This is a genomic window from Bacillota bacterium (assembly GCA_040755295.1).
Taxonomy (GTDB): domain Bacteria; phylum Bacillota; class Desulfotomaculia; order Desulfotomaculales; family Ammonificaceae; genus SURF-55.
The window spans coordinates 264,764-286,867 of the sequence record JBFMBK010000001.1; the positions used below are offsets into that span (position 1 = coordinate 264,764).

Sequence of the window (22,104 nt, forward strand, 5' to 3'; positions counted from 1 at the left end):
AAAGGGTTGGGGAGAGAGAAAGTTCTAACAAATTGCACGGCTACCCAGAAGATGATTGCGAAGACTACCCGGGAAGGGATACCCACAGCCTTCAGCCGGGTGGAGGGAAGGAAGCCGTGTCCTTACGGGGTAGGGGGAACCTGTTGCCGCGTTTGCTACATGGGGCCGTGCCGCGTTACCGACGGCGGGGCGGGATCATCTTCAGCGGGAATATGCGGCGCCACGGCGGAAACGATTTCGGCGCGCAACTTCTGCCGGATGATCGCCGCGGGGACGTCGGCCCATTCCGACCACGGGCGGGAAGTCGCCGCTACTTTCCTTGCGGCGGCGCGCGGTGAGGCGCCCGGGTTTGAGATCCGGGACGAAGTGAAACTGCGCGCGGTGGCCGCGGACCTGGGGATTGAAGCAGCGGGTAAAAACAAGAACAAACTCGCCGAGGAAGTGGGCCTGAAGCTCATAAGCGAGTTCGGCCGGCAGGACGGCGAGCTTGTCTTTGCCGGCCGGGCGCCGGAGAAACGCCGGGAGATCTGGCGGAAACTGGACGTTGTCCCCCGGGGCGTCGACCGTGAGGTCGTAGAGATGATGCACCGGACTTCTGTGGGAGCCGACCAGGAATACCAGCACCTCCTGTTACAGGGGATGCGGACCTCGCTGGCGGACGGCTGGGGCGGTTCGATGATCGCCACCGAACTGCAGGATATCATGTTCGGGACGCCTGTTCCCATCCGGTCAAAGGTCAACCTGGGAGTGTTGAAAGACGACCAGGTGAATATCATAATCCACGGCCACGAGCCGCTTCTGCCGGAACTGATCGTGGATGCGGCCAGGGACGAGGAATTACTGAGCCAGGCGCGGGCCGTCGGCGCGAAGGGCATCAACATTGCCGGTATCTGCTGCTCGGCGAATGAGCTGCTGATGCGCAAGGGCATCCCGGTGGCCGGTAGCGTGCTGCAGCAGGAGCTCGCCATAGCCACCGGCGCGGTGGAAGCGATGGTGGTAGACATCCAGTGCGTCATGCAGGGGATCAGCGTGGTCGCGCGCTGTTACCATACCGAACTCTTCACGACTTCTTGCCGGGCGCGTATCCCCGGCGTCACCCATCTCGAGTTTCACCATGAAAACGGGATGGAAACGGCGCGGGAAATCGTCCGGAGGGCGATCGCCAATTACCCGAAGCGGCGTGCGGTCGATATCCCGAAGGAAGAGATGGACCTGGTTGCCGGATTCAGCCACGAAACCATCAACTACATGCTTGGCGGCCGTTTCCGGTCTTCCTACCGGCCGCTCAACGATAACATAATGAACGGGCGCATCCGCGGGATAGCGGCGGTCGTCGGATGTTCAAACCCCCGGGTGAAGTTCGGGGACCTACACACCACCGTTGTCCGCGAGCTTATCGCCAATAACGTGCTTGTGCTCGTTACGGGCTGCGCGGCCATCAACTGCGCGAAGGAGGGCCTCCTGATCCCCGAGGCGGCCGAACTGGCCGGTTCGGGCTTGAAAGAGGTATGTGAAGCCGTCGGTATACCGCCGGTCCTGCACTGCGGGTCGTGCGTAGACAACAGCCGCCTGCTGGTCGCCGGTACGGCGGTGGTCAAAGAAGGCGGCCTGGGCGAAGACCTTTCGGACGTTCCGGTATGCGGTTGCGCGCCCGAATGGATGAGCGAAAAGGCGATCGCGATCGGGCAGTACTTTGTCACCAGCGGTGTAACCGTCGGGTTCGGGGTGGCTTTTCCGACGACGGGAAGCGCGAAGCTTTCGGATTACGTGTTCGGCGGAATAAAAGAACAGGTAGGCGCCAACTGGTTCTTCGAGCCGGATCCAGTGGCGATGGCGCAACAAATCATTGCGCACATTGACTCCAAGCGTAAGGCATTGGGGATTGAGTCCGCCAAGGAACGGGTGCTTTACGACATGGAGATGAGGAGGAAGCTGGAAATTGTCTAAAATAATTGCTTCCGCCGCCATAAGGGGCGCCCATAAACTTTACGCGCGGGCTGAGGAATCCTTACGCCAGGCGATTGAAGCATTCGGACCGGAAGCCCCGGTTGCCTTCCCGAATACCGGCTACTACCTGCCGGTGATTTACGGGATCACGGGCCTTCAGGTGGAAAAGGTAGGAGACCTTGAGCCGGTGCTTAAAACGGCCGGTGAACTGCTTCCACCAGTTCCGGCGGATAAGGTCTGGCTTCCTTACCTCGGTAATACCCTGGACGCCGGGATGGCGGCGCTGTTTGCCGACGAGATAATCGAGGCGACCAAATACATCGAAAACCCTCCCTACACCATGACCTCTTCCCCCACCGAGGATAACCTGTGGCTCGGTGCGGCGGACGACGTAATCATGCGCAAACGGGGCATAGAGTTTGTGGACGGTACTGCGCCCGGTTTTGCGGCGATTGTAGGGGCCGCGCCCACGAACGAGATCGCGGTGAAGATCGCCCGCGAACTGCAGGAAAAGAACCTTTACGTCTTCATGTCGGCCGCGTCGGACGGGCGGAATATGGCCGAGCAGCTGAAGGAGGAAAAGATAGAGCTGGGGTGGGAAACCCGGCTGGTTCCATTCGGCAAGGACATCACGGCCACGGTTTTCGCGCTGGGGTTTGCGGCGCGGGCGGCAATGTCCTTCGGCGGGGTAAAACCGGGGGATTTCCGCCGCCTTCTGCTTTATAATAAGAATCGAATCTTTGCGTTCGCGATGGCGTTGGGGCCCGTGGACGATGAAAAATACGCGCAGGCCGCCGGGGCTATAAATTTCGGCTTCCCGGCGATAGCCGATACCGATATCCCGGAGATTCTGCCGACGGGTGTCTGTACGTACGAGCATGTTGTGTCGAACGTGCCGCACGACAAGATCGTCGCCCGGGCGATAGAGGTTCGCGGCCTCAAGGTGCAGGTGACCAAGGTTCCGATTCCGGTATCCTTCGGTCCGGCTTTTGAAGGGGAAACGGTTCGTAAGGGCGACATGCAGATCGAGTTCGGCGGCCAAAAAACACCGGCCTTCGAAATGGTACGGACGCATGAAGCGGACGCCGTCGAAGACGGCCGTATCGAGGTAATCGGGCCGGATGTGGACTCGGTTCAGGAGGGCGGCAGGCTGCCTATCGGGATCGTTGTGGACGTTTACGGCCGGAAGATGCAGGAAGACTTCGAGCCGGTAATTGAAAGGCGGGTTCACTACTTTATCAATTACGCGCAGGGCATCTGGCACATGGGGCAGCGGGACCTTAACTGGATCCGTATCGCCAAATCGGCCTATAAACAGGGTTTTAGGATGCGCCACTTCGGGGATATCCTTTATGCCAAGATTAAATCGGAGTTTGCCAACATCGTTGACCGGGTTCAGGTGACCATTTATACCGATGAGGCCGAGGTCGTCAAAGCGCGGGATGAGGCCCGGAAGATTTACGGGCGGCGCGACGCGCGGCTGAAGGCGCTCAACGACGATACGGTCGATACCTTTTATTCCTGCACCCTGTGTCAGTCTTTCGCGCCGACGCACGTCTGCGTGGTCCTGCCGGAACGGGTCGGGTTGTGCGGTTCGGTAAGCTGGCTCGACGCGAAGGCGGCTTACGAGATCAATCCGCACGGGTGCAACCAGCCGATTCCCAAGAAGGACGTGATCGATCCGGCAAAAGGCCAGTGGAGGTCGTGCAACGACTTTATCTTCCAGAACTCCCGCGGTTCGGTTGAACAGGTCAATTTCTATACCATTATGGATAACCCGCTGACGTCCTGCGGTTGCTTTGAGGCCATAATGGTGATGATCCCCGAGTGCAACGGCTTTATGATCGTTAACCGGGAGTTTCGCGGAATGACTCCTTCCGGGATGAGCTTTTCCACGCTGGCCGGCACCATCGGCGGCGGGATACAGACCCCCGGTTTCATGGGCATAGGAAAGGCCTATCTCGCTTCCAGGAAGTTTGTTGTCGGTGACGGAGGCATCGCGCGGATCGTCTGGATGCCGAAGGAGTTCAAAGACCAGATGCTTCCCGTGCTGGAGGACCAAGCGGAGGCGGCCGGGTTGGGTAAGGATTTTGTCGATAAGATTGCGGATGAAACAATCGGCACGGCGGCGGAGGAGATTCTGCCTTTCCTTGAAGAGAAGGCGCACCCCGCCCTTACCATGGACCCCTTGTTTTAAAAATATTCAGTTAATCCGCAGGGCATGTCAATTTGCGAGGTGAGATCTCACTTCCCAATTTGCTTGCTTCTTTCCGCCCAGCACTCAACTTGGTCGGCAAAGTAGCGCGATTCTGGTGCTATGGCATCCCAAGTTGAGTGCTGGGTAATTGCGGCATCTATGCTTTGATGTTTTAACAAAACTCATAACTCAGGACTCGCGACTCGCGACTTGTGACGCGGGACTTGCGACTGGGGACTCAGGACATAGAAAAAGAGGTGTGGAAATGGCACTAACAGGACTCGAGATTTACAAACTGCTGCCCAGGACAAACTGCAAGGAGTGCGGGCAGCCGACCTGTCTGGCTTTCGCCATGCAGTTGGCGGGCGGCAAGGCTGCGCTTGACAAATGCCCGCACGTGAGCGACGCCGCGAAAGAAGCCCTGGGAGCAGCCTCGGCCCCGCCGATCGCGCTGGTAAAGATCGGTGCGGGGGAACGGGTTTTGGAGATTGGAAACGAAACGGTCCTTTTCCGCCACGACAAACGCTTCGAGCACATGACGGGTATCGCCGTCACCGTGCCGGATAACCTGCCGCCGGGAGATATCGAGGTACGGGTGAAAGCGATAAATTCCCTCTGCTTCGAACGGGTGGGACAGATGCACAGCGTGGACCTCGTGGCGCTGGAAAACACTTCGAAGGACGCTGCGGTTTTCGCCGCGGCGGCAAAGACGGTCAAGGCAAACACCAACCTCGGGATTATCCTTATAAGCGAAGACCCGGAGGTTATGGCCGCGGCGCTGGAAGACGTCGGGAACGCCAAACCGTTGATTTACGCGGCTACGTCGGGAAACTTCGAGAAGATGGCCGCCCTGGCGAAGCAGCACGACGCGGTGCTGGCGGTGAAAGCCGAAAACCTTGTGGCGCTGGAGGACCTGGTGAACAAGGTTACCGCGGCGGGCGTAAAACAGCTGGTCCTCGATACCGGGGCGCGGGAGCCCAATCAGGTCCTGGCCGATCAAACACAGTTAAGACGCCATGCTTTAAAACGGTTCAGGCCTTTCGGTTTTCCGGGCATCGCCTTCGCCACCAACCCGGACCCGGTCCAACGGGCGGCGGAAGCCGGGATGTACGTGGCCAAGTACGCGGGCATTGTGGTTGTCGGTACCGCCGATCCCGCCGAGATACTGCCGCTTATAACCTTGCGGCTGAACGTATACACCGACCCGCAGAAACCGATTGCGGTCGAGTCCAAGGTTTACGAGATCGGGGCGGTAACGCCGCAGTCGCCGGTTTATATCACGACCAATTTCTCCCTTACTTACTTCTGTGTGGCGGGGGACGTGGAATCTTCCCGCGTACCGGGCTATATCCTGCCGGTGGACACCGACGGGATCTCCGTGCTGACGGCCTGGGCGGCAGGGAAGTTCACGCCGGAAAAGATATCCGAGACCTTGGACCAGAGCGGCATCGCCGAAAAGGTGGAGCACCGGAAGATGATTATCCCCGGGGGAGTCGCGGTTCTCAGCGGGAAGCTTCAGGAGCTTTCAGGGTGGGAAGTAATGGTGGGCCCGCGGGAATCTGCAGGTATTTCAGCATTTTTGAAGCAGTTCTGGAGTTGAATAAAGAATTAGAATAATGTCCAAAAAACTGGTCTCATTTTTTCCCGACAACCTCCGGGTGGAAATCGACACCGGGCAGACCATCCTGCAGGCGGCGGCTAAAGCGGGGATAGCTCTCCGCGGCGCCTGCGGCGGCAAAAAGGTCTGCGGCCGCTGCCGGGTTCAGGTCCGGAAGGGCAAGACGGCCTTTACCGGTGCGGAAAAGATTTTGCCGGAGGAGGCGGAAAAGGGCTGGGTCCTTGCCTGTCAGGCGGTGCCCGAGGATGCGGTTGAGGTCTTTATACCGGAAACATCCCGTTTGACGGAACACCGGGTGCTTCTCGACGAGCGGCGGCCGGGTCTGCTGGCGGCGGTTTCCGGGGAGGGGGCGGCGGAACTGTACCCGCTGTTTCGCAGAACGGCGGTTAAGCTTCCGGCGCCGACCCTTACGGACAACACCGACGACTACGGCCGGCTTGTCTGGGCTTTAAAACACGAACAGGGAATTGATAACGTTATGATAACCCGTCAGGTCCTGGCGGGTTTGCCGGGTACCCTGCGCGACGCGGACTGGTCCGTTGTGGTGGAATTGGCATCCCTCGGCCCCGCCAGCGAGATTCAAGGGGTCAAACCGGCAGCCGCAAAAGACGCTGCGGTATACGGGCTGGCGGTGGACATAGGAACGACCACCGTGGCGGTGGAGCTGGTGGACCTTGAAAACGGCGCCGTCAGCGGTTCAGCCGGTACCTACAACCGGCAGGCGGTCTTCGGGGATGACGTGATTTCCAGGATAGTCTACGGCACCGAGACCCCCGGGGGCCTGGAAGAACTGCAGCAGGCGGTCGTAGAAACGGTAAACGGGCTTATAGCGGAACTACTTCATACGGCGTGCCTGAATCCCACGGACGTACGGTCGGTGGTCTGTGCGGGCAATACAACGATGATTCACCTTTTTCTGGGGATAGACCCCACCTATATCAGATTGGAGCCCTATGTTCCCGCGGTCAATCTCCCGCCGCCGGTAAGGGCGGCGGAGGTCGGGCTTAAGGTATGTCCGGAGGCCTGGGTTTACTGCCTGCCGGGCGTGGCGAGTTACGTCGGGGGGGACATCACCGCCGGGGTTAAGGTCAACGGCATGGCCGAGGCCGACCCGCTGACCCTGTTTATGGACATCGGCACCAACGGGGAGATGGTCCTCGGAAACCGGGAATGGATGATGGCCTGCGCCTGTTCGGCAGGACCGGCCTTTGAGGGAAGCGGTATCGCCTGCGGGATGCGGGCCGTGGTCGGAGCGATCGAAGCGGTGCGGGTGCTTCCCGGGGGGTTCGAAGTGGTTTACCGCACTGTGGGGGACGGGAAACCCATCGGTATATGCGGTTCCGGGTTGATCGACGCGCTTTCATCGCTGTATCAGGCGGGGGTGATCGACCGGGGTGGAAAGTTTGTGCAGGGCCTTGACACACCGCGGTTTACCGAGGGGGAGGAAGGGCCGGAGTTTGTGGTGGCGTGGACGAACGAGACGGGTCACGGAAGGAACATCGTACTCACCCAGGCCGATATCGACAACCTGATGCGGGCCAAGGCGGCGGTTTTCGCCGGGATCAGGACGCTGTTGACCACGGTTGACCTGGAGGTTGAAGCGGTCGAAAGGGTTTTCATAGCGGGAGGGTTCGGTCGTTTTATCAACATCCGCGACGCTGTCGCGATCGGGATGCTGCCGGACGTTCCGCTTGAACGTTACACGTATATCGGGAACAGTTCCTTGAAGGGCGCCCGGCTCGCGCTGTTATCGCGCGAGGTATGGGCCGGAACAGCGGATATCGCCCGCCGGATTACGTATATGGAGCTGAGTGTCGGGAACCGTTTTATGGAGGAGTTCGTTTCGGCGCTTTTCCTGCCGCATACGGATATGAACCTTTTCCATTCACTGCAGGGCAGGAATTCAGCCGCCACTTGACACTTACGGAACGCGGCGAGAAGTAATACAGTGCAAGGAAGACCGCGGAGACGCACCGGAGCGTACTGATACGTACGTGAGGATTCGGCTTCGCCGGGCTGACGCAGGAATGTGTTACTTATCGCTGCGCCCTACGGGAATACCTGAATAGTTACACTGCAGAAAGGGACGTGAAACTTTGCTGATCGCCGTTGCCGGAAAAGGGGGGACCGGGAAGACGACCTTTGTAGCCCTTGCGATAAGACGGCTTCTCGAGAAGGGCGGCCGGCCCATCCTGGCGGTCGACGCCGACGCCAACGCCAACCTTTCCCAGGCGCTGGGTGTTGAAGCGCCCGATTCTATTGCCGACATCATGCGTGCGGTTTCCGAAGACCGCGAGAGCATCCCGTCGGGGATGACCAAGGACAGGTATGTGGCCTACCGGATCCACCAGTCGCTGGCCGAAGGGAAAGACGTGGATCTGCTGGTGATGGGCGGACCGGAAGGGCAGGGGTGCTATTGTTATGTCAATAACCTCCTCCGCGGCTATATCAAAGAGCTTGCCGCCAATTACCGGTATGTGGTAATGGATAACGAGGCCGGACTCGAACACCTGAGCCGCCGTACCACTCAGAACGTGGATATTTTATTCGTCATTTCGGACGCCACGGTAAAAGGGGTGCGTTCGGCGAAACGCATCCGGGAACTGGCGGACAGCCTTAAACTGGGCATAAAAAAGAAGTGCCTTGTCATTAACCGGGCACAGCCGGACGACGTCAGGGTGCTTGCGCCGGAGATGGAAGGGACCGGGCTTGAGTATGCGGGAACGATTCCGTCCGATCCTCTGGTGGCGGAATACGATCTCCACGCGCGGCCGCTGCTTTCCCTTCCCGGTGATTCGCCGGCGGTGGAAGCGGTCGCGGGTATTACCACGAAGACTGAAATGCTTTTAGGAAGGTAGTGATAGAAAGTGGCGGTTACAATTGTGAAAGAACGGTGGAGCAGCAGGTGCCTGGAAGGGGTTTTCGGCACAGGCGCAAAACAGGTCAAGGCAGGGGGAGAGTCGACGCTTCCGTTCCTCCACTTCGAGGGGGAGATCCCCAACCCGCCGGTAGTGGGGCTTGAGGTTTTTGACGCACCGCCCCAGGAATGGCCGGCTTTTTTAACCCGGGTATACGATGGAGTTCTCGAAGATCCGGCGGCATGGGCCAAGAAATGCGTTGAGTACGGGGCGGATATGGTGACGCTCCGCCTCACCCGGATCCACCCGGACATGGGGGATGTTTCCCCGGAAGAGGCGGCAAAGGTTGCGGTCGCCGTGGCGGGAGCGGTCGATGTGCCGCTTATCGTCCTCGGGTGCGGTGTCGAAGAGAAGGACGCCGCGGTACTGCCCGAGGTGGCGAGCGCCCTTAAAGGGAAGAACTGCCTCCTGGGACTGGCCACGCAGGAGAATTACAAGTCGATCGTCGCGGGCTGCATCGCAAACGGGCACGGGGTGGTCGCCTCCAGCCCGTTGGACATCAATCTGGCAAAGCAGCTCAACATCCTGATAACGGAGATGAACCTCGAGTCGGACCGGATTGTGATGGATCCTTCGATCGGCGCCCTCGGGTACGGGATCGAGTATGCTTATTCAATCATCGAGCGGATGCGCACGGGCGCTTTGATGGGCGACAAGATGCTTGCCATGCCGGTTGTTCTCCTGGTAGGCCCGGAAGCCTGGAAAACCAAGGAGGCGAAGAGTCCCGACACAGCGGAGTGGGGCGAACAGGAAAAAAGAGCGATTATCTGGGAGGTTACGACCGCGACAACTCTTATCCACGCGGGGGGGCACATCGCCATGGTCAGGCATCCGGAGGCGTTAAACCACATTAAGGGGCACATCGGGAAGATGATGCAGCCGCAACAGTACTAGGAGGTGACGGGATGATTATTATCGGTGAGCGCATCAACGGCATGTTCAAAGACGTGCGGGAGGGGATTATGAACCGTGACCCCGAGCCGATAAAACGGCATGCCGTTTCGCAAACCCAAAACGGGGCGCGGTATCTGGATGTCAATACCGGACCGACGGTCGCTTCGGAGGACCAGCCGGCGGTAATGGAATGGCTGGTCAAGATCGTAAACGAAGCCAGTCCGCTTCCCTGTTGTCTGGACTCGACCAATCCGGACGCCATAGAGGCCGGGCTCAAGGTCCACCGCGGTAAAGCGATGATCAACTCCACCACCGCGGACCAGTGGAAGATGGACATCTACCTCCCGATGGCCGCGAAATACGGCGCGGCGATCATCGGCCTGGCGATGAACGAGAAGGGCGTGCCGAAGGACGCCAACGACCGGCTGGCGCTGGCCATGGAGATCGTGGCCAACGCAGACGCCCACGGTATCCCGATGGAGGAACTCTACATCGACCCGCTGGCGCTGCCGGTGAATGTAGCGCAGGACCACGGGCCCGAAGTGATGGAGACGATCCGGCAGGTGAAGCTCCTGGCCAGCCCGCCGCCGCGTACGGTTGTAGGGCTTTCGAACTGTTCACAGCGCTGCCCCAACCGGCCGCTTATTAACCGGACGTTCCTGGTGATGTGTATGGCCTGCGGGCTGGATGCCGCCATCGCCGATGCGGAAGACAACGATCTGGTCGACGCGGCCGCGACGGCAAATATCCTGTTGAACAAAGAGATTTACTGCGATTCGTATCTTAAGACGTTTCGGCAGCGGTAAATTAGGAAGTGAGAAGTGCGAAGCATCTCACCTCCCACCTCTGAAAGGGGGGTTATATATTGAATAAAATCATAAGAAAGACGCCTCTTGCGCCTTCGGTAAACCTTATTGAGGTTGAAAACCCGCTGATCGCAAGAAAGGCGCAGCCCGGTCAGTTCATAATTCTAAGGGTGCACGAAAACGGCGAAAGGATACCGCTTACCATATCGGATTACAACCGGGAAAAGGGTACTATTACGCTTATTTTCCAGGAGATAGGCAAGACCACCACGATGCTGGGCCGGCTTGGCGAGGGCGACTGCATACGCGATCTTGTAGGTCCCCTGGGGAAACCCACGGACCTTGAAAACCTTGGAAGGGTTGTTGTGATCGGCGGCGGTCTCGGCACCGCCCTGGTCTTCTCTCAGGTAAAGGAGATGCACAAAAACGGTACCAGGGTGGACGTTATCGTGGGAGCGAGGAACGAGAGCTTGATCATTCTTGAGGAAGAAATCAAGCCTTACTGCGAAAACCTTTACATCGCCACCGACGACGGTTCCAAAGGCCACAAGGGTTTTGTCACGGATCTCCTCAAGAAGCTTATCGAAGACGGCAATAAGTACGACAGGGCCGTAGCGGTTGGTCCTTTGATCATGATGAAGGTCGTAAGCAACCTTACCCGTCAGTACGGGGTGCCGACCACCGTCAGCATGAACCCAATCATGATCGACGGTACGGGAATGTGCGGCGGGTGCCGGCTTTCGGTGGGCGGGGAGACCAGGTTCGCCTGCGTTGACGGTCCCGAGTTCGACGGACATCTGGTGGATTTCGACCAGGTGATAAAACGAACCGGAATGTACCGGGAGCAAGAAAAAATCGCACTGGACTTATACCGGGAATGCTGCAAAAGGGGGGAGCATAATGCCTGAGCAGAAGCGCAAGGCCAACCTGGCTAAGAAGAAGGTGCCGATGCCCGAGCAGGAACCGCGGGTACGGGCCAGAAATTTTGAAGAAGTGGCCATGGGTTACACCCGCGAACAGGCGTTGGAGGAGGCCAGGCGTTGCCTGCGCTGCAAGGAGCCCCATTGTGTCGAAGGGTGTCCGGTCAACGTCCAGATACCGGATTTTATCAAGTTTATCGAGGAAGAAAAGTTCCTGGAGGCTTACAAAAAAATAAAAGAAACCAACAGCCTCCCGGCCGTTTGCGGCCGGGTCTGTCCCCAGGAAAACCAGTGCGAGAAACTCTGCCTGCGGGGCAAAAAGAGTGAACCGGTCGCCATCGGGAGACTGGAAAGGTTTGTCGCCGACTACGCGGCTTCTTTACCCCCCGCTGAGGTCGGGGAAGAATGCCTTTCCGGTTCCCTGAACAAGGGCAAGGTGGCTGTTATCGGCTCCGGTCCTTCCGGGGTCACCTGCGCGGGGGACCTGACGAAGATGGGTTACCGGGTGACCATGTTTGAGGCGTTTCATACCCCCGGCGGGGTTTTAATGTACGGGATTCCCGAATTCAGGCTCCCGAAGGATGTGGTCCAGAGGGAGATAGACAACGTCAAGAAGCTGGGTGTTGATGTACAGACCAACATGGTCATCGGTAAAATTCTCAGCATCGACGAGTTGTTCGAGCAGGGCTATAACGCTGTTTACATCGGCACCGGCGCCGGACTGCCGATATTCCTGCGGCTGCCCGGTGAAAACCTCAACGGCGTGATGTCGGCCAACGAATTCCTCACCAGGGTAAACCTGATGAAGGCATACAAGTTCCCTGAATACGACACGCCGGTGAAAATCGGGCGGCGTGTTGCCGTCGTCGGCGGTGGAAACGTGGCTATGGACGCGGCCCGTTCGGCTTTGCGGCTGGGCGCCGAGAAGGTTTATATTGTTTACAGACGTTCGGAGCAGGAAATGCCCGCGAGGCGCGAAGAGGTGCACCACGCCAGGGAAGAGGGTATCGAATTCAAACTGCTGACCAACCCGGTCACGATAATCGGTGACGATAACGGGTGGGTAAAAGGAATGGAATGCGTTGAGATGGAACTCGGCGAACCTGACGCGTCCGGCAGAAGAAGGCCTGTGGTCAAACAGGGGTCCGAGCACGTTATCGATGTCGAAACGGTCATTATGGCGCTCGGGACCACGCCAAACCCGCTGATAGCCAAAACCACCGGTGGATTGGAACTTACAAGGTTCGGCGGTATAGTCGCAGACGAGACCACGGGGCGGACAAAACGTCCGGGGGTTTTTGCCGGAGGCGATATCGTAACCGGGTCGGCGACGGTAATTCTGGCCATGGGGGCGGGGAAGAAGGCCGCCGTGGCGATAAACGAGCACATACGAGGAAAGCATGAGTAACATTACTGTCTTGTTAAATAATGAAAATTTCCCCGGGCGCTGTAACAGCGGCTCGGGTTTTGCTCTATAGAGGAAGTCGCAACTGATATCCGGCCATGAACCGTAAGCAGTTAATTCTTAGCGTGAATTACGCGGTTATCCTTACCAGTCCCAGGAGGTCCCATCCAATGCGGTGACAGGCTGTTTTTATGTCAGCGGGTTTTGAAAAAAGGGAGGGGGCGCACACCCGGTGATTTTTCTGACGGTCGCAATCCTGGTCCTGCTGCTACTTGCAGTATTTCTGTACAACAGTCTTGTAATTCTGAGGCAGCGCGTAAAGAACTCATGGGCGCAGGTCGATGTCCAGTTAAGGCGGCGGTACGACCTGATACCCAATCTTGTGGAAACCGTGAAGGGTTACGCGGCACACGAAAAAGAGGTCTTTCAGCAGGTGACCGAAGCGCGGGCCAAGGCTACGTCCGCGCAGGGGGTTACGGAAAAAGCGGAGGCCGAGAACATGCTGACCGGCGCGTTGCGCAGCCTCTTCGCCGTTGCCGAGAACTACCCGCAGTTGAGGGCGAACGAAAACTTTCTCGCGCTCCAACAGGAACTTTCCCAGACCGAGAGTAAGATTGCTTTCAGCCGTCAGTTTTACAACGATACGGTAATGAGCTATAACACCAGGATTCAGTTGTTTCCGGTAAACCTTATCGCCGGGCCCTTCGGTTTCAAGCCCGAGCCGTATTTTGAGGCCGGCGGAGCGGAGGTGCGAGAGCCGGTGAAGGTCCAGTTTTAAAACGCGCCGCGCCGAAGGTGTTGTTCCCGGTCAGACTTCCGGCATCATCCGTGACTGAGGCTAGCGGGAAGGTCCGATTCCAGCGCGAGGGACGAAATCGGTAAGGTTTACGTTGATATCAAGGTAGTTCCAGTCTTCCACGGAGGACGATAACGCATTATGAGACGATTCATTCCTCCTGTTCTCTTTGCATTGTTTATTGTCTTGCTGGCAGGAGCGCCGGCCTGGGCCAGGTCTTATTCGTTTCCTTCACTGGAGATTGAAGCCCAGGTGTTAAAGGACGGTTCGCTTAGGGTAACGGAACACCGGACGGTACGCTTTACCGGCGAGTTTCACGCCTTTGACCAGTGGATTCCAACGGCGGGGACCGCAGGGATTACAGACGTAACCGTAAGCGAGTCAGGTCAAACGTACCTTCAGGATTCGTCCGAGCGGCCCGGGACCTTCTCCGTCACCCAAGAAGCATCCAGAACCAAAATAACGTGGAATTACGAAGCAGCAGACGAGGAACGGATCTTCGACCTCAGTTATCGCTTCGTCGATGTGGTGCGCGTCCACAAGGATGTAGCGGAACTCTGCTGGAAGGCTGTCGGCGACGAGTGGGACAGGGGGACGGACCGGGTCAAGGTGACCATTGGGCTTCCCGAAAACGTTGCGCGGCAAGAGGTCAGAGCCTGGGCGCACGGTCCCCTGCAGGGCACGGTGAGCATCCAGGACGACGGATCGGCGGTCTTGAGCGTTGAGGGGCTTCCCGCGAACAGGTTTGTGGAAGCGCGCGTCACGTTTCCCCCGCACCTATGCCCTGATGTGGTGTTGCGGTCGGAACAGGCGGCGCTGCCCGGTATACTGGAGGAAGAAAACCGGTGGGCCGACCGGGCGAACCGCCGGCGGACGTCGGACGTCGTTCAGGCGCTGGGCGGAATCATGGTCCTCCTCGGCGCCGCCGGCGCCGCGATCTGGCTGCAGGTCAGTTACGGCAAGGAGTTCAAACCGGAGTTCAAAGGCGATTACTACCGCGAACTGCCCGGGAACTACGGACCCGCGATGGCCACCTATCTGCTGAATTTCGGGAAGGCGACGCCGAACGGTTTTACGGCCACGATCCTTGATCTTGCCCGCCGAGGATACCTTAAGATACTTGAGCTGGTGTCCGAGAAGAAAAAAATCCTTGGCATAATCGGTCCGTCCGCAGACGTTGATTACCTCATCGAACTGACGGATAAAGACCGAAGCGGCCTCAAGGCACACGAGCAAGCCATTATGACGTTCGTCACCGAGCGGATAAACGAGGACGGGGAGCTGTCGTTCGAGGGGATCGAAAGATACGCCAAAGGGACTACCAACCGGTTCCGCAAGTTGTTCCAGGACTGGCAGGACGATGTAGCGACCGCCGCGGAGAAAGAGAAGTTTCTTGACGAACAGGCGCGGCGTCCGGGAATTATTGAAATGGGAGCGGGCGGAATTGTCGTTCTGGCAGGTATCCTGAGTGCTCTGATCGGGGCAAAGCTTTTCCCCATATGCTGCATTCCCGCCGGCCTGATCCTCCTCTTTGCCGGAATACGGCTGCGGCGGCGCAGCCGCAAAGGGAGCACGCACCTGGCGATGTGGCGGGCTTTTAAACGGTTCTTACTTCATTTTTCGAACCTGGAGAAAGCGCAAATCCCGGCCCTGGTCGTCTGGGAGCACTACCTGGTGTATGCGACCGCCCTGGGAGTGGCCGCTGAGGTCCTGGCGCAGTTGCGCCTAGTGTTCCCCGAGGTTGACTCCGGAGACTATCATTTCGGGTCGGGCTGGTATCATTACAGCAGCATACCCGGCATCCGTACGGACCCGTTTACCGGACTTGCGGCAGCCACGGCCACGCTTCAGCAGAGTATCCTGACGGCGGCAACCTATACGCCCTCATCGGGCGGTGGAGCAGGCGGCGGTTTTTCAGGCGGCGGGGGCGGCGGTTTCGGCGGCGGGGGCGGCGGCGCGAGATAAATGGGAGAGGTGCGAGGTTGGAGGTTGGAACGAAAGAGGGCATAGGAGTTTCTTGGAAAAACCGGTGATACGCAAGAGAATTAAAATCGTTGTATTTGCCGTAGCCCTGTCGGCCGCCGGCTTATTTTGTATGCCATGCCACGCCCGAAGGAGCTGTCCGCTGTTACATCGCGAGCAGAAGCGGGCCGGCGGTAGCGGCGAAAGCTGCAGTTAAATGGTCTGATTACGTGGACCGGGTGTATGGCGGACAATACGTTGTTGATGGTTTCCATGACCGGACAACCGGCATGGCGATAAGGTTTTTCTAACCTGAAGCAAAAATTTCGGGGATTTTGGGTTGTCACTTCCGCCGACACGGGGGCCGGCCCTTAAAATAAATATACAATCATCTTTGACCCTGAAAAAAGGTGGGCTAAGCTCGTCCTATGCTGATCGCTAAGGCGAAAGCCCGAGGAGTCCGTTGCAAAATTGCGCCTGGACAATGTCTGGGCTCGCTGAAGCCACCTCAAGTTAACGACTGAAGTCGCCCCTTGATCTTCTACTTTAAACGATTCTTCCGGCCCTTAAGTATTGATGATTTTTGCCGGCCACGTTCCTCCATCCCAATCGTCATTTTTATGGCACACCGCTACAGGAGTCAACACCGAAAGCTATTTAACTAAAGGCGAATGTTTTAAACTTGGCGTCTGTAAATAAATCAAAGCGTAGATAAAAAATTGCTCGTTTTTTAAATCCCACCTAGACAGCCCGATAATTGCCAGCCTCCTGGGATTGGGCCTCAGACTGGCCCCGAGTTTGCTAAAAAGGTAGGAAGAGTGCAGCCCAAGAACGCTGCCGTTATCCAAGCATTGGCCTATACTTTCCCTGTTATTTAACAAAGCAGGAATTGACTTTTCGCCTGCCAACGTTGGGCATGCTTTAAAACCTTATGACAATCACTACAGTTGTACTCTTTTTAATCAACGCGCCTGGCTGGGCAAATATTTAGTGCCTAATATACTTGAAGAATGTTTAACCCTGTTGATTAATTCGGGACGTAGAACACTTTTGATTACCGGGGATTTTAGGTATTAAAACCGTAATTTCAGGTAGTAAAACAGTCATATTATGCCATAAGTATTGGCTTATTAAAACTTTAAGTGTAAAATGCAAATTTAAGTATCTTCTGGTATAAGTGTTATAAACTGGATGTGTCATTAGGAGGTAAAGTTATGTCTCCCTTTCCTAAAGAGCCCTTAGTACCAGATAATTCCCTTTGCTCCCCTGCAAAATTGGAAGCATCCTACACCCGCTGCCGTAGTTTACAGGTACCCGTCGAACTCGACAAACCCAATACAATTTTACCGAAGATTGCACTTGGCTCCCGACTGATGGAGAATTCGGTTCTCCTCACCCTCGTCGAACAAATAATGTCCCAGGAACACTATGCCGGATCGCAAATTGGTAATATCTATATTTTTTGCGATCAGGAATTAATGGCTCTTAAGATCAATGCAATTCCAGAGGTTTTAGACAATGCTGAACAGGTCGGGGTTAAGCCTGGTACTTTTTTCACCGAAGAGAGTTGTGGCACTAATGCCCTTGCCCTAGCGCAGGAGCACGGGAGGATTATAGCCATCAGGGGTAAACAGCATTACTGCGCGCTCTTCAAGGATTGGTGGTGCGTCGCTGGTCCAATAAAAAACGCCGAAGATAGGATCGTTGGCTATCTGGATATCTCGATGCATGCTGCTAAAGAAATCGGTACCACTGTGGCCCTAATTAAAACCTTACTTGATTCGATAAAAAAGGAGTATTACCTTTTGGAAATTCAGCAACAACTTGAGCAAGCAGGCGTAAGACCACCCAGTCATGCCTTACCCCCGGAAGTAGAACATGAACTGACCGCTCGCGAGCGGGAAATCTTTCAGCTCTCACTTTTAAGGCTAACCAATAAGGAGATATCTCAAAGACTTAATATAAGTGTTGGAACCGTCATAACTCATCGCAGAAACATCTACCAGAAAGTCGGTGTACACAGCTTGACCGAACTACTCTCCAGGTTCGGCTGTTAACGTTTCACCCACCCTTTGCCTCTTTCCGCAACGTTATTTACAATACAACTACCTCAAAATATGGTAGGATACCTCATTTTGAGGTAGAAAAATACCATGTTTTTGGGGACGACAGATTGATCCGGCTAGGTTAGGGTATAGGTAAAGCTTCAGAAGTGCTGCATTTCATATCAAGGGGGTGAGAGATGGTTAAGAAAGTTTACGTAGTAGAAACAGCAGGAAAAAGAAGATTAACAGAAAACCAATTTAAAGGAGGTAGACGTAAATGAAAACGGTGCATCGATTATGTATTGTTCTTGCGGTGGTGATGTTAATTGCTACTACGTATTTAGGTAGTGCTTGTGCCGCCAATAAAGAAAAACCTCATGGAAAACCAGGGACAGTTCAACCCGAGTGGATCTACTCTGGCAACTTTTACTTCTCGCCGGATACGGTATCTAGAAACCAGTATACTTACCCGTACGGGGAACTTTTTGGTTATAGTCCGTTTACGGCAGATGCTAAGTTCGAAATGCTGATTGATCCGAATTTAAATCAACCTGCCGTAGTTTCGCAAACCAATCTGCCTGCCTACGCTTTCCGATATGAGTATGTCCCTGCCTGGGGCGGTAATTGTTGGCACTATAATTCGGGGGTTCTGTGGTACTCTGGGAACCGGGAATGGAACTTAACAGCAAGGACATACGGCACGATATCAGGTTATTATGATGGGGCGTGTGGAAGCGACTATTACATTCCTGACCTTTGGTATATCAATGTTTTGCACATAACTTTATAAATTAGCTCCAAGAAATAACTTCGAGAAAAAAATCTGTTAATGCTTAAATTTGAGAAAGAAAAGTTAGGAGAAGTGAATGTGTCCAAACTCCGAAAAATAATCCACCCATTATCTTTCTCCTTTTTTCTTTTACAACAGGAGTATAAAAACGAATTTCTGAAATTTTCCAGGCAATATTTAGTGCTGGTCTTCATATTCACCATTGCAACTTTTTTCTTTTCACTTCCGCCCGCATATGAATTCTTGCGAACCGGTCCTTCAAAAACCGCCGAGTTCGATCTGTTGGTTTCCGGCCCATTAACTGAAACTGACCTTTCCAAGCTTATACATTTTAAAGATGTTGAAGAAATTGCAGGTGTTTTCGACATAGCAGGAAGTGAAGTATCAGATTTTAAAGAACACAAAATAACAAGGGCAAGTAGCGTGTTCCTTGTTAACAACATGGATGTTGCTTCCCGGCTTCTCCCCGGTAATAAGAAATTACTGATGAAAGGATCCTTCAAGCCTAAAGAGGCGGTTTTAAGCGCCCATGTTGCCGAGAAGTTGGGGGCCGAAGTTGGTGACCGAATCAAAATAATTTGCTCAAATCGTAAGGCTCGAAATCCCGTTAATTATAAGATCAGCGGTATTTTGTATGAAACCGCGATAGCTAACCAGGTCATTGCTGACATCAGCAATCTTTCCCCGGACATTAGAAGAAGCTATACGGAGGCCTCACATCAGGACATTGACTATACGTCGTTCTACCTGAAGTTTACAAAAGGAGGTGTTTCGGGTGAGATAGAAGAAAGAATTTTAAACACACTGGGTCGAAGCCGTGAAAACACAATGTTCATGTGGAGAGAAAAATCGATTAAGGAAGAACAGGAAATGGTCAAGGCTCTGGATACTGCTCAATTTCAGTATGAAAGGACCGGGGCGTTCTTATTGTATATTGGGCTTTTTTTGTGGTACGCTCTATCTAATCTTAATCAGCGGAATAAAACTTATAGTATTTTGTATGCATGCGGGGCTCCAATACGCTTCATATATGCTCATTTTTTCCTGGAGACCTTTACCGCGCTCATTTGCATTCTCATTGCTTCTATGTATTTAACCATTCTTTACTTTAAGCATAGTCTCTCTTTCTACCTTCCCCCGACTTTGCTCAGTAAAATGTTGCTCTATGCTTTTATGACGAACGTTGCTATTGTGGGGATAGTTTCTGTTATTTCCTTGAGAAAATTAAAAATATCGGCACTGGCCTCTTTATTAACCAAGGAGTAATTTATGGGAAAAAAAGTCGTTTGGGTCAGAAATGTCGGAAAAGCATATAACTTAAAGGATGTAAGGATCAAAGCACTGGATGGCATTTCCATGCATGTGGGAAAAGGAGAGTTTGTTGTGCTAATGGGTCCTTCCGGGTCGGGTAAGTCCACGCTTCTTAACATGATTGGGACTATCGACTACCCTACAACCGGTGAAATTGTTCTTTTTGAAAAATTCAATCCGCAATCCATGACCGAAGAAGAAAGAGCTTTTCTTAGGTTAACAAGGATCGGTTTTGTTTATCAAGCCTTTCACTTGGTTCCTTTTTTGAATGTCTTGGAAAATACGGCCTTGCCCATCAGGATTTCAAATTTGTTTGATAAAGAACAGTTGAGAACAAAGGTTTTGACTATGATAGCCAACGTAGGATTAGAAGACCGGGTTTATCATCGTCCGTTTCAGTTAAGCTTCGGCGAAAGGCAAAGGGTTGCCATCGCAAGAAGTCTCATAAACAATCCAGAGCTGGTGTTAGCAGACGAGCCGACCGGCAATCTGGACGTTAGTACAAGCCAAGACATTATTAAACTTATGAAAGAATTGTCCATAAAAAAAGAAGTTTCTTTTTTTATAGCTACCCATGACGAAAGTATTATCTGGGCAGCGGACAGAGTGCTTCATCTGAAAGACGGTAGAATGCAGAATATTTAGTTAAATTGCCTGACTCAAAAAGAATTTACCTAATATGAGATTGGTACTTCAAAGGGGGATCTTGCTTGTGCTTTCTTTGACTACTATTACTACCTACTACCTGCTGAATTCTGACTCCCCGAATAAATCCGAAATGATTTAGTTCCCAAGGCTCTGGATCGGCGCCGGGATCCGTCCCCCGCGGCGTACAAAGCCGGCGGGTGAGAAGCGGCTTACCGACATGACCGGCGCCCCGCCGAGAAGACCGCCGAATTCGACCCTGTCGCCCGGGCTCTTGCCCGGCGCCGGGATGATCCGCACGGCGGTCGTTTTGTTGTTTACCACACCGATCGCCGCTTCGTCGGCGATGATTGCGGCCAGGGTTTCCGCCGGCGTGTCGCCCGGCACCACGATCATATCCAGACCCACCGAGCAGACCGCGGTCATCGCCTCGAGCTTTTCGATGGTGAGCGCTCCTGCTTCCACGGCGCGGACCATGCCGGCGTCCTCGCTGACCGGTATAAACGCCCCGGACAGGCCGCCGACGTATGCCGATGCCATAGCCCCGCCCTTTTTCACCGCGTCGTTCAAAAGCGCCAGGGCTGCCGTGGTTCCAGGGCCGCCGCAACGGTCAATCCCCATCGCTTCGAGGATTTCAGCGACGCTGTCGCCTATCGCCGGTGTAGGCGCCAGCGACAGGTCTACAATACCGAAGGGCACACCGAGCCGCCGGGCAGCCTCCCTACCGACAAGCTCGCCCATCCGGGTTATCTTGAACGCCATCTTCTTTATCTTTTCCGCCAAAATCCCAATATCCGCATCTTCCGGGAGTCTTTCCACCGCGCGCTTTACGACGCCGGGGCCGCTTACCCCGACGTTGATGACGCATTCCGGTTCGCCGACGCCGTGGAAGGCCCCGGCCATGAAGGGGTTGTCCTCGGGCGCGTTGGCGAAGACAACGAGTTTGGCGCAGCCGATGCCGTTCCGGTCTGCGGTTTGCGCGGCGGTTTCCTTTATGATTCTTCCCATCATCGCGACCGCGTCCATGTTAATCCCGGCCTTAGTGGTGGCGACGTTGACCGAGGCGCAGACCCTTTCGGTCTCCCGGAGGGCGGCGGGAATCGATTTGACCAGCGTGCGGTCGCCGCCAGTGAAGCCCTTGTGCACCAGAGCGGTGAAACCGCCGATGAAATTGACACCGACCGCGGCCGCGGCGTCTTCCAGCGTCCGGGCGAAGGGAACGTAATCCGTGGCGGCGGAACCTTCCGCCACCAGCGCGACCGGCGTTACCGCTATACGCTTGTTTACAATGGGTATGCCGTACTCGCGGGCGATCTCTTCCCCCACCGCCGTCAACCGGCCCGCATACCGGGTGATTTTGTCGTAAATCTTTCGGCAGGCGGCCTGCGCATCGGCGTCGGCGCAATCCCGCAAACTTATACCCATTGTGATCGTGCGGATGTCCAGGTTTTCTTCCTGGATCATTTTTATGGTTTCTAGAATCTCATGAATACCGAGCACGTTTACCTCCGGTTTCAGAGTGAGAGGTTAGAAGTTAAAAAGGCGGGCAGAGCCCGCCTTCTATACCCTGTGCATAAAAACAAACGCGTCTTCGTGCTGGGCGTCGATCTGGACGCCTAATTTCCGGCCTTTTTCGGCAAGGCGTGTTTTTAAGGTGCCGAGATCCACCGTGCTTCCGCCGATGTCGGCGATCATAATCATAACAAGAAACTCCTGCAGGATCGTCTGACTGATGTTCAGGATGTTCACGTTGTTCCCGGCCAGAACTCCTGCCACGCCGGCGATGATTCCAACCCGGTCATGCCCCAGAACGGTGACGATGATTCGTTGCGAGCGTTCCACCTGCACCC

General features: G+C 55.2%; 17 protein-coding genes. 15 read left to right on the plus strand and 2 right to left on the minus strand.

What is annotated here, in order from left to right; translation table 11 throughout:
* The first annotated feature begins 6 nt into the window (after positions 1-6).
* From cooS to AB1500_01275, 15 genes are all read left to right on the plus strand, one after another.
* Positions 7-1,947: an anaerobic carbon-monoxide dehydrogenase catalytic subunit gene (gene cooS / locus AB1500_01205; GenBank protein MEW6181779.1), complete on the plus strand. Its 1,941-nt coding sequence runs from the start codon at positions 7-9 to the stop codon at positions 1,945-1,947.
* Positions 1,940-4,144, plus strand: coding sequence for an acetyl-CoA decarbonylase/synthase complex subunit alpha/beta (acsB, locus tag AB1500_01210; protein ID MEW6181780.1), 2,205 nt, complete (start codon positions 1,940-1,942; stop codon positions 4,142-4,144). Before cooS ends, acsB begins: the two co-directional genes overlap by 8 nt.
* A 265-nt stretch (positions 4,145-4,409) precedes the next feature.
* Positions 4,410-5,744, plus strand: coding sequence for an acetyl-CoA decarbonylase/synthase complex subunit gamma (gene acsC, locus AB1500_01215; protein ID MEW6181781.1), 1,335 nt, complete (start codon positions 4,410-4,412; stop codon positions 5,742-5,744).
* Between the two features lie 16 nt (positions 5,745-5,760).
* Entirely contained in the window at positions 5,761-7,680 is a 1,920-nt protein-coding gene (locus tag AB1500_01220) for an ASKHA domain-containing protein (GenBank protein ID MEW6181782.1), read from the plus strand.
* A 178-nt stretch (positions 7,681-7,858) separates the two neighbouring features.
* Positions 7,859-8,620 carry an AAA family ATPase gene (locus tag AB1500_01225; GenBank protein MEW6181783.1) on the plus strand — a complete coding sequence of 254 codons (762 nt, stop codon included), beginning with the start codon at positions 7,859-7,861 and terminating at the stop codon, positions 8,618-8,620.
* A gap of 9 nt (positions 8,621-8,629) precedes the next feature.
* Positions 8,630-9,574: an acetyl-CoA decarbonylase/synthase complex subunit delta gene (locus tag AB1500_01230; protein MEW6181784.1), complete on the plus strand. Its 945-nt coding sequence runs from the start codon at positions 8,630-8,632 to the stop codon at positions 9,572-9,574.
* Between the two features lie 11 nt (positions 9,575-9,585).
* On the plus strand, positions 9,586-10,380 hold the full coding sequence (locus AB1500_01235; protein ID MEW6181785.1) for a methyltetrahydrofolate cobalamin methyltransferase: 795 nt from the start codon (positions 9,586-9,588) through the stop codon (positions 10,378-10,380).
* Positions 10,381-10,439: 59 nt separating this feature from the next.
* Positions 10,440-11,288: a sulfide/dihydroorotate dehydrogenase-like FAD/NAD-binding protein gene (locus tag AB1500_01240; GenBank protein MEW6181786.1), complete on the plus strand. Its 849-nt coding sequence runs from the start codon at positions 10,440-10,442 to the stop codon at positions 11,286-11,288.
* Entirely contained in the window at positions 11,281-12,708 is a 1,428-nt protein-coding gene (gene gltA, locus AB1500_01245; GenBank protein MEW6181787.1) for an NADPH-dependent glutamate synthase, read from the plus strand. The genes AB1500_01240 and gltA overlap by 8 nt, the downstream gene beginning before the upstream one ends.
* Before the next feature lie 229 nt (positions 12,709-12,937).
* Positions 12,938-13,483 carry a LemA family protein gene (locus tag AB1500_01250; protein ID MEW6181788.1) on the plus strand — a complete coding sequence of 182 codons (546 nt, stop codon included), beginning with the start codon at positions 12,938-12,940 and terminating at the stop codon, positions 13,481-13,483.
* A gap of 159 nt (positions 13,484-13,642) precedes the next feature.
* Positions 13,643-15,466, plus strand: coding sequence for a DUF2207 domain-containing protein (locus AB1500_01255; protein ID MEW6181789.1), 1,824 nt, complete (start codon positions 13,643-13,645; stop codon positions 15,464-15,466).
* Positions 15,467-16,677: 1,211 nt separating this feature from the next.
* A complete protein-coding gene (locus tag AB1500_01260) occupies positions 16,678-17,520 on the plus strand; it encodes a LuxR C-terminal-related transcriptional regulator (GenBank protein MEW6181790.1) in 843 nt (280 codons plus the stop codon).
* A 265-nt stretch (positions 17,521-17,785) separates the two neighbouring features.
* Complete coding sequence (locus AB1500_01265) at positions 17,786-18,298, plus strand: hypothetical protein (protein MEW6181791.1); 513 nt, start codon at positions 17,786-17,788, stop codon at positions 18,296-18,298.
* A gap of 39 nt (positions 18,299-18,337) precedes the next feature.
* Complete coding sequence (locus AB1500_01270; GenBank protein MEW6181792.1) at positions 18,338-19,564, plus strand: ABC transporter permease; 1,227 nt, start codon at positions 18,338-18,340, stop codon at positions 19,562-19,564.
* 3 nt (positions 19,565-19,567) lie between these two features.
* Positions 19,568-20,254: an ABC transporter ATP-binding protein gene (locus AB1500_01275; GenBank protein MEW6181793.1), complete on the plus strand. Its 687-nt coding sequence runs from the start codon at positions 19,568-19,570 to the stop codon at positions 20,252-20,254.
* A 138-nt stretch (positions 20,255-20,392) separates the two neighbouring features.
* Here AB1500_01275 and AB1500_01280 read toward each other — a convergent pair whose 3' ends face one another.
* On the minus strand, positions 20,393-21,754 hold the full coding sequence (locus tag AB1500_01280) for a PFL family protein (GenBank protein ID MEW6181794.1): 1,362 nt from the start codon (positions 21,752-21,754) through the stop codon (positions 20,393-20,395).
* 60 nt (positions 21,755-21,814) lie between these two features.
* Complete coding sequence (locus tag AB1500_01285) at positions 21,815-22,096, minus strand: ACT domain-containing protein (GenBank protein ID MEW6181795.1); 282 nt, start codon at positions 22,094-22,096, stop codon at positions 21,815-21,817.
* Positions 22,097-22,104 lie beyond the last annotated feature (8 nt).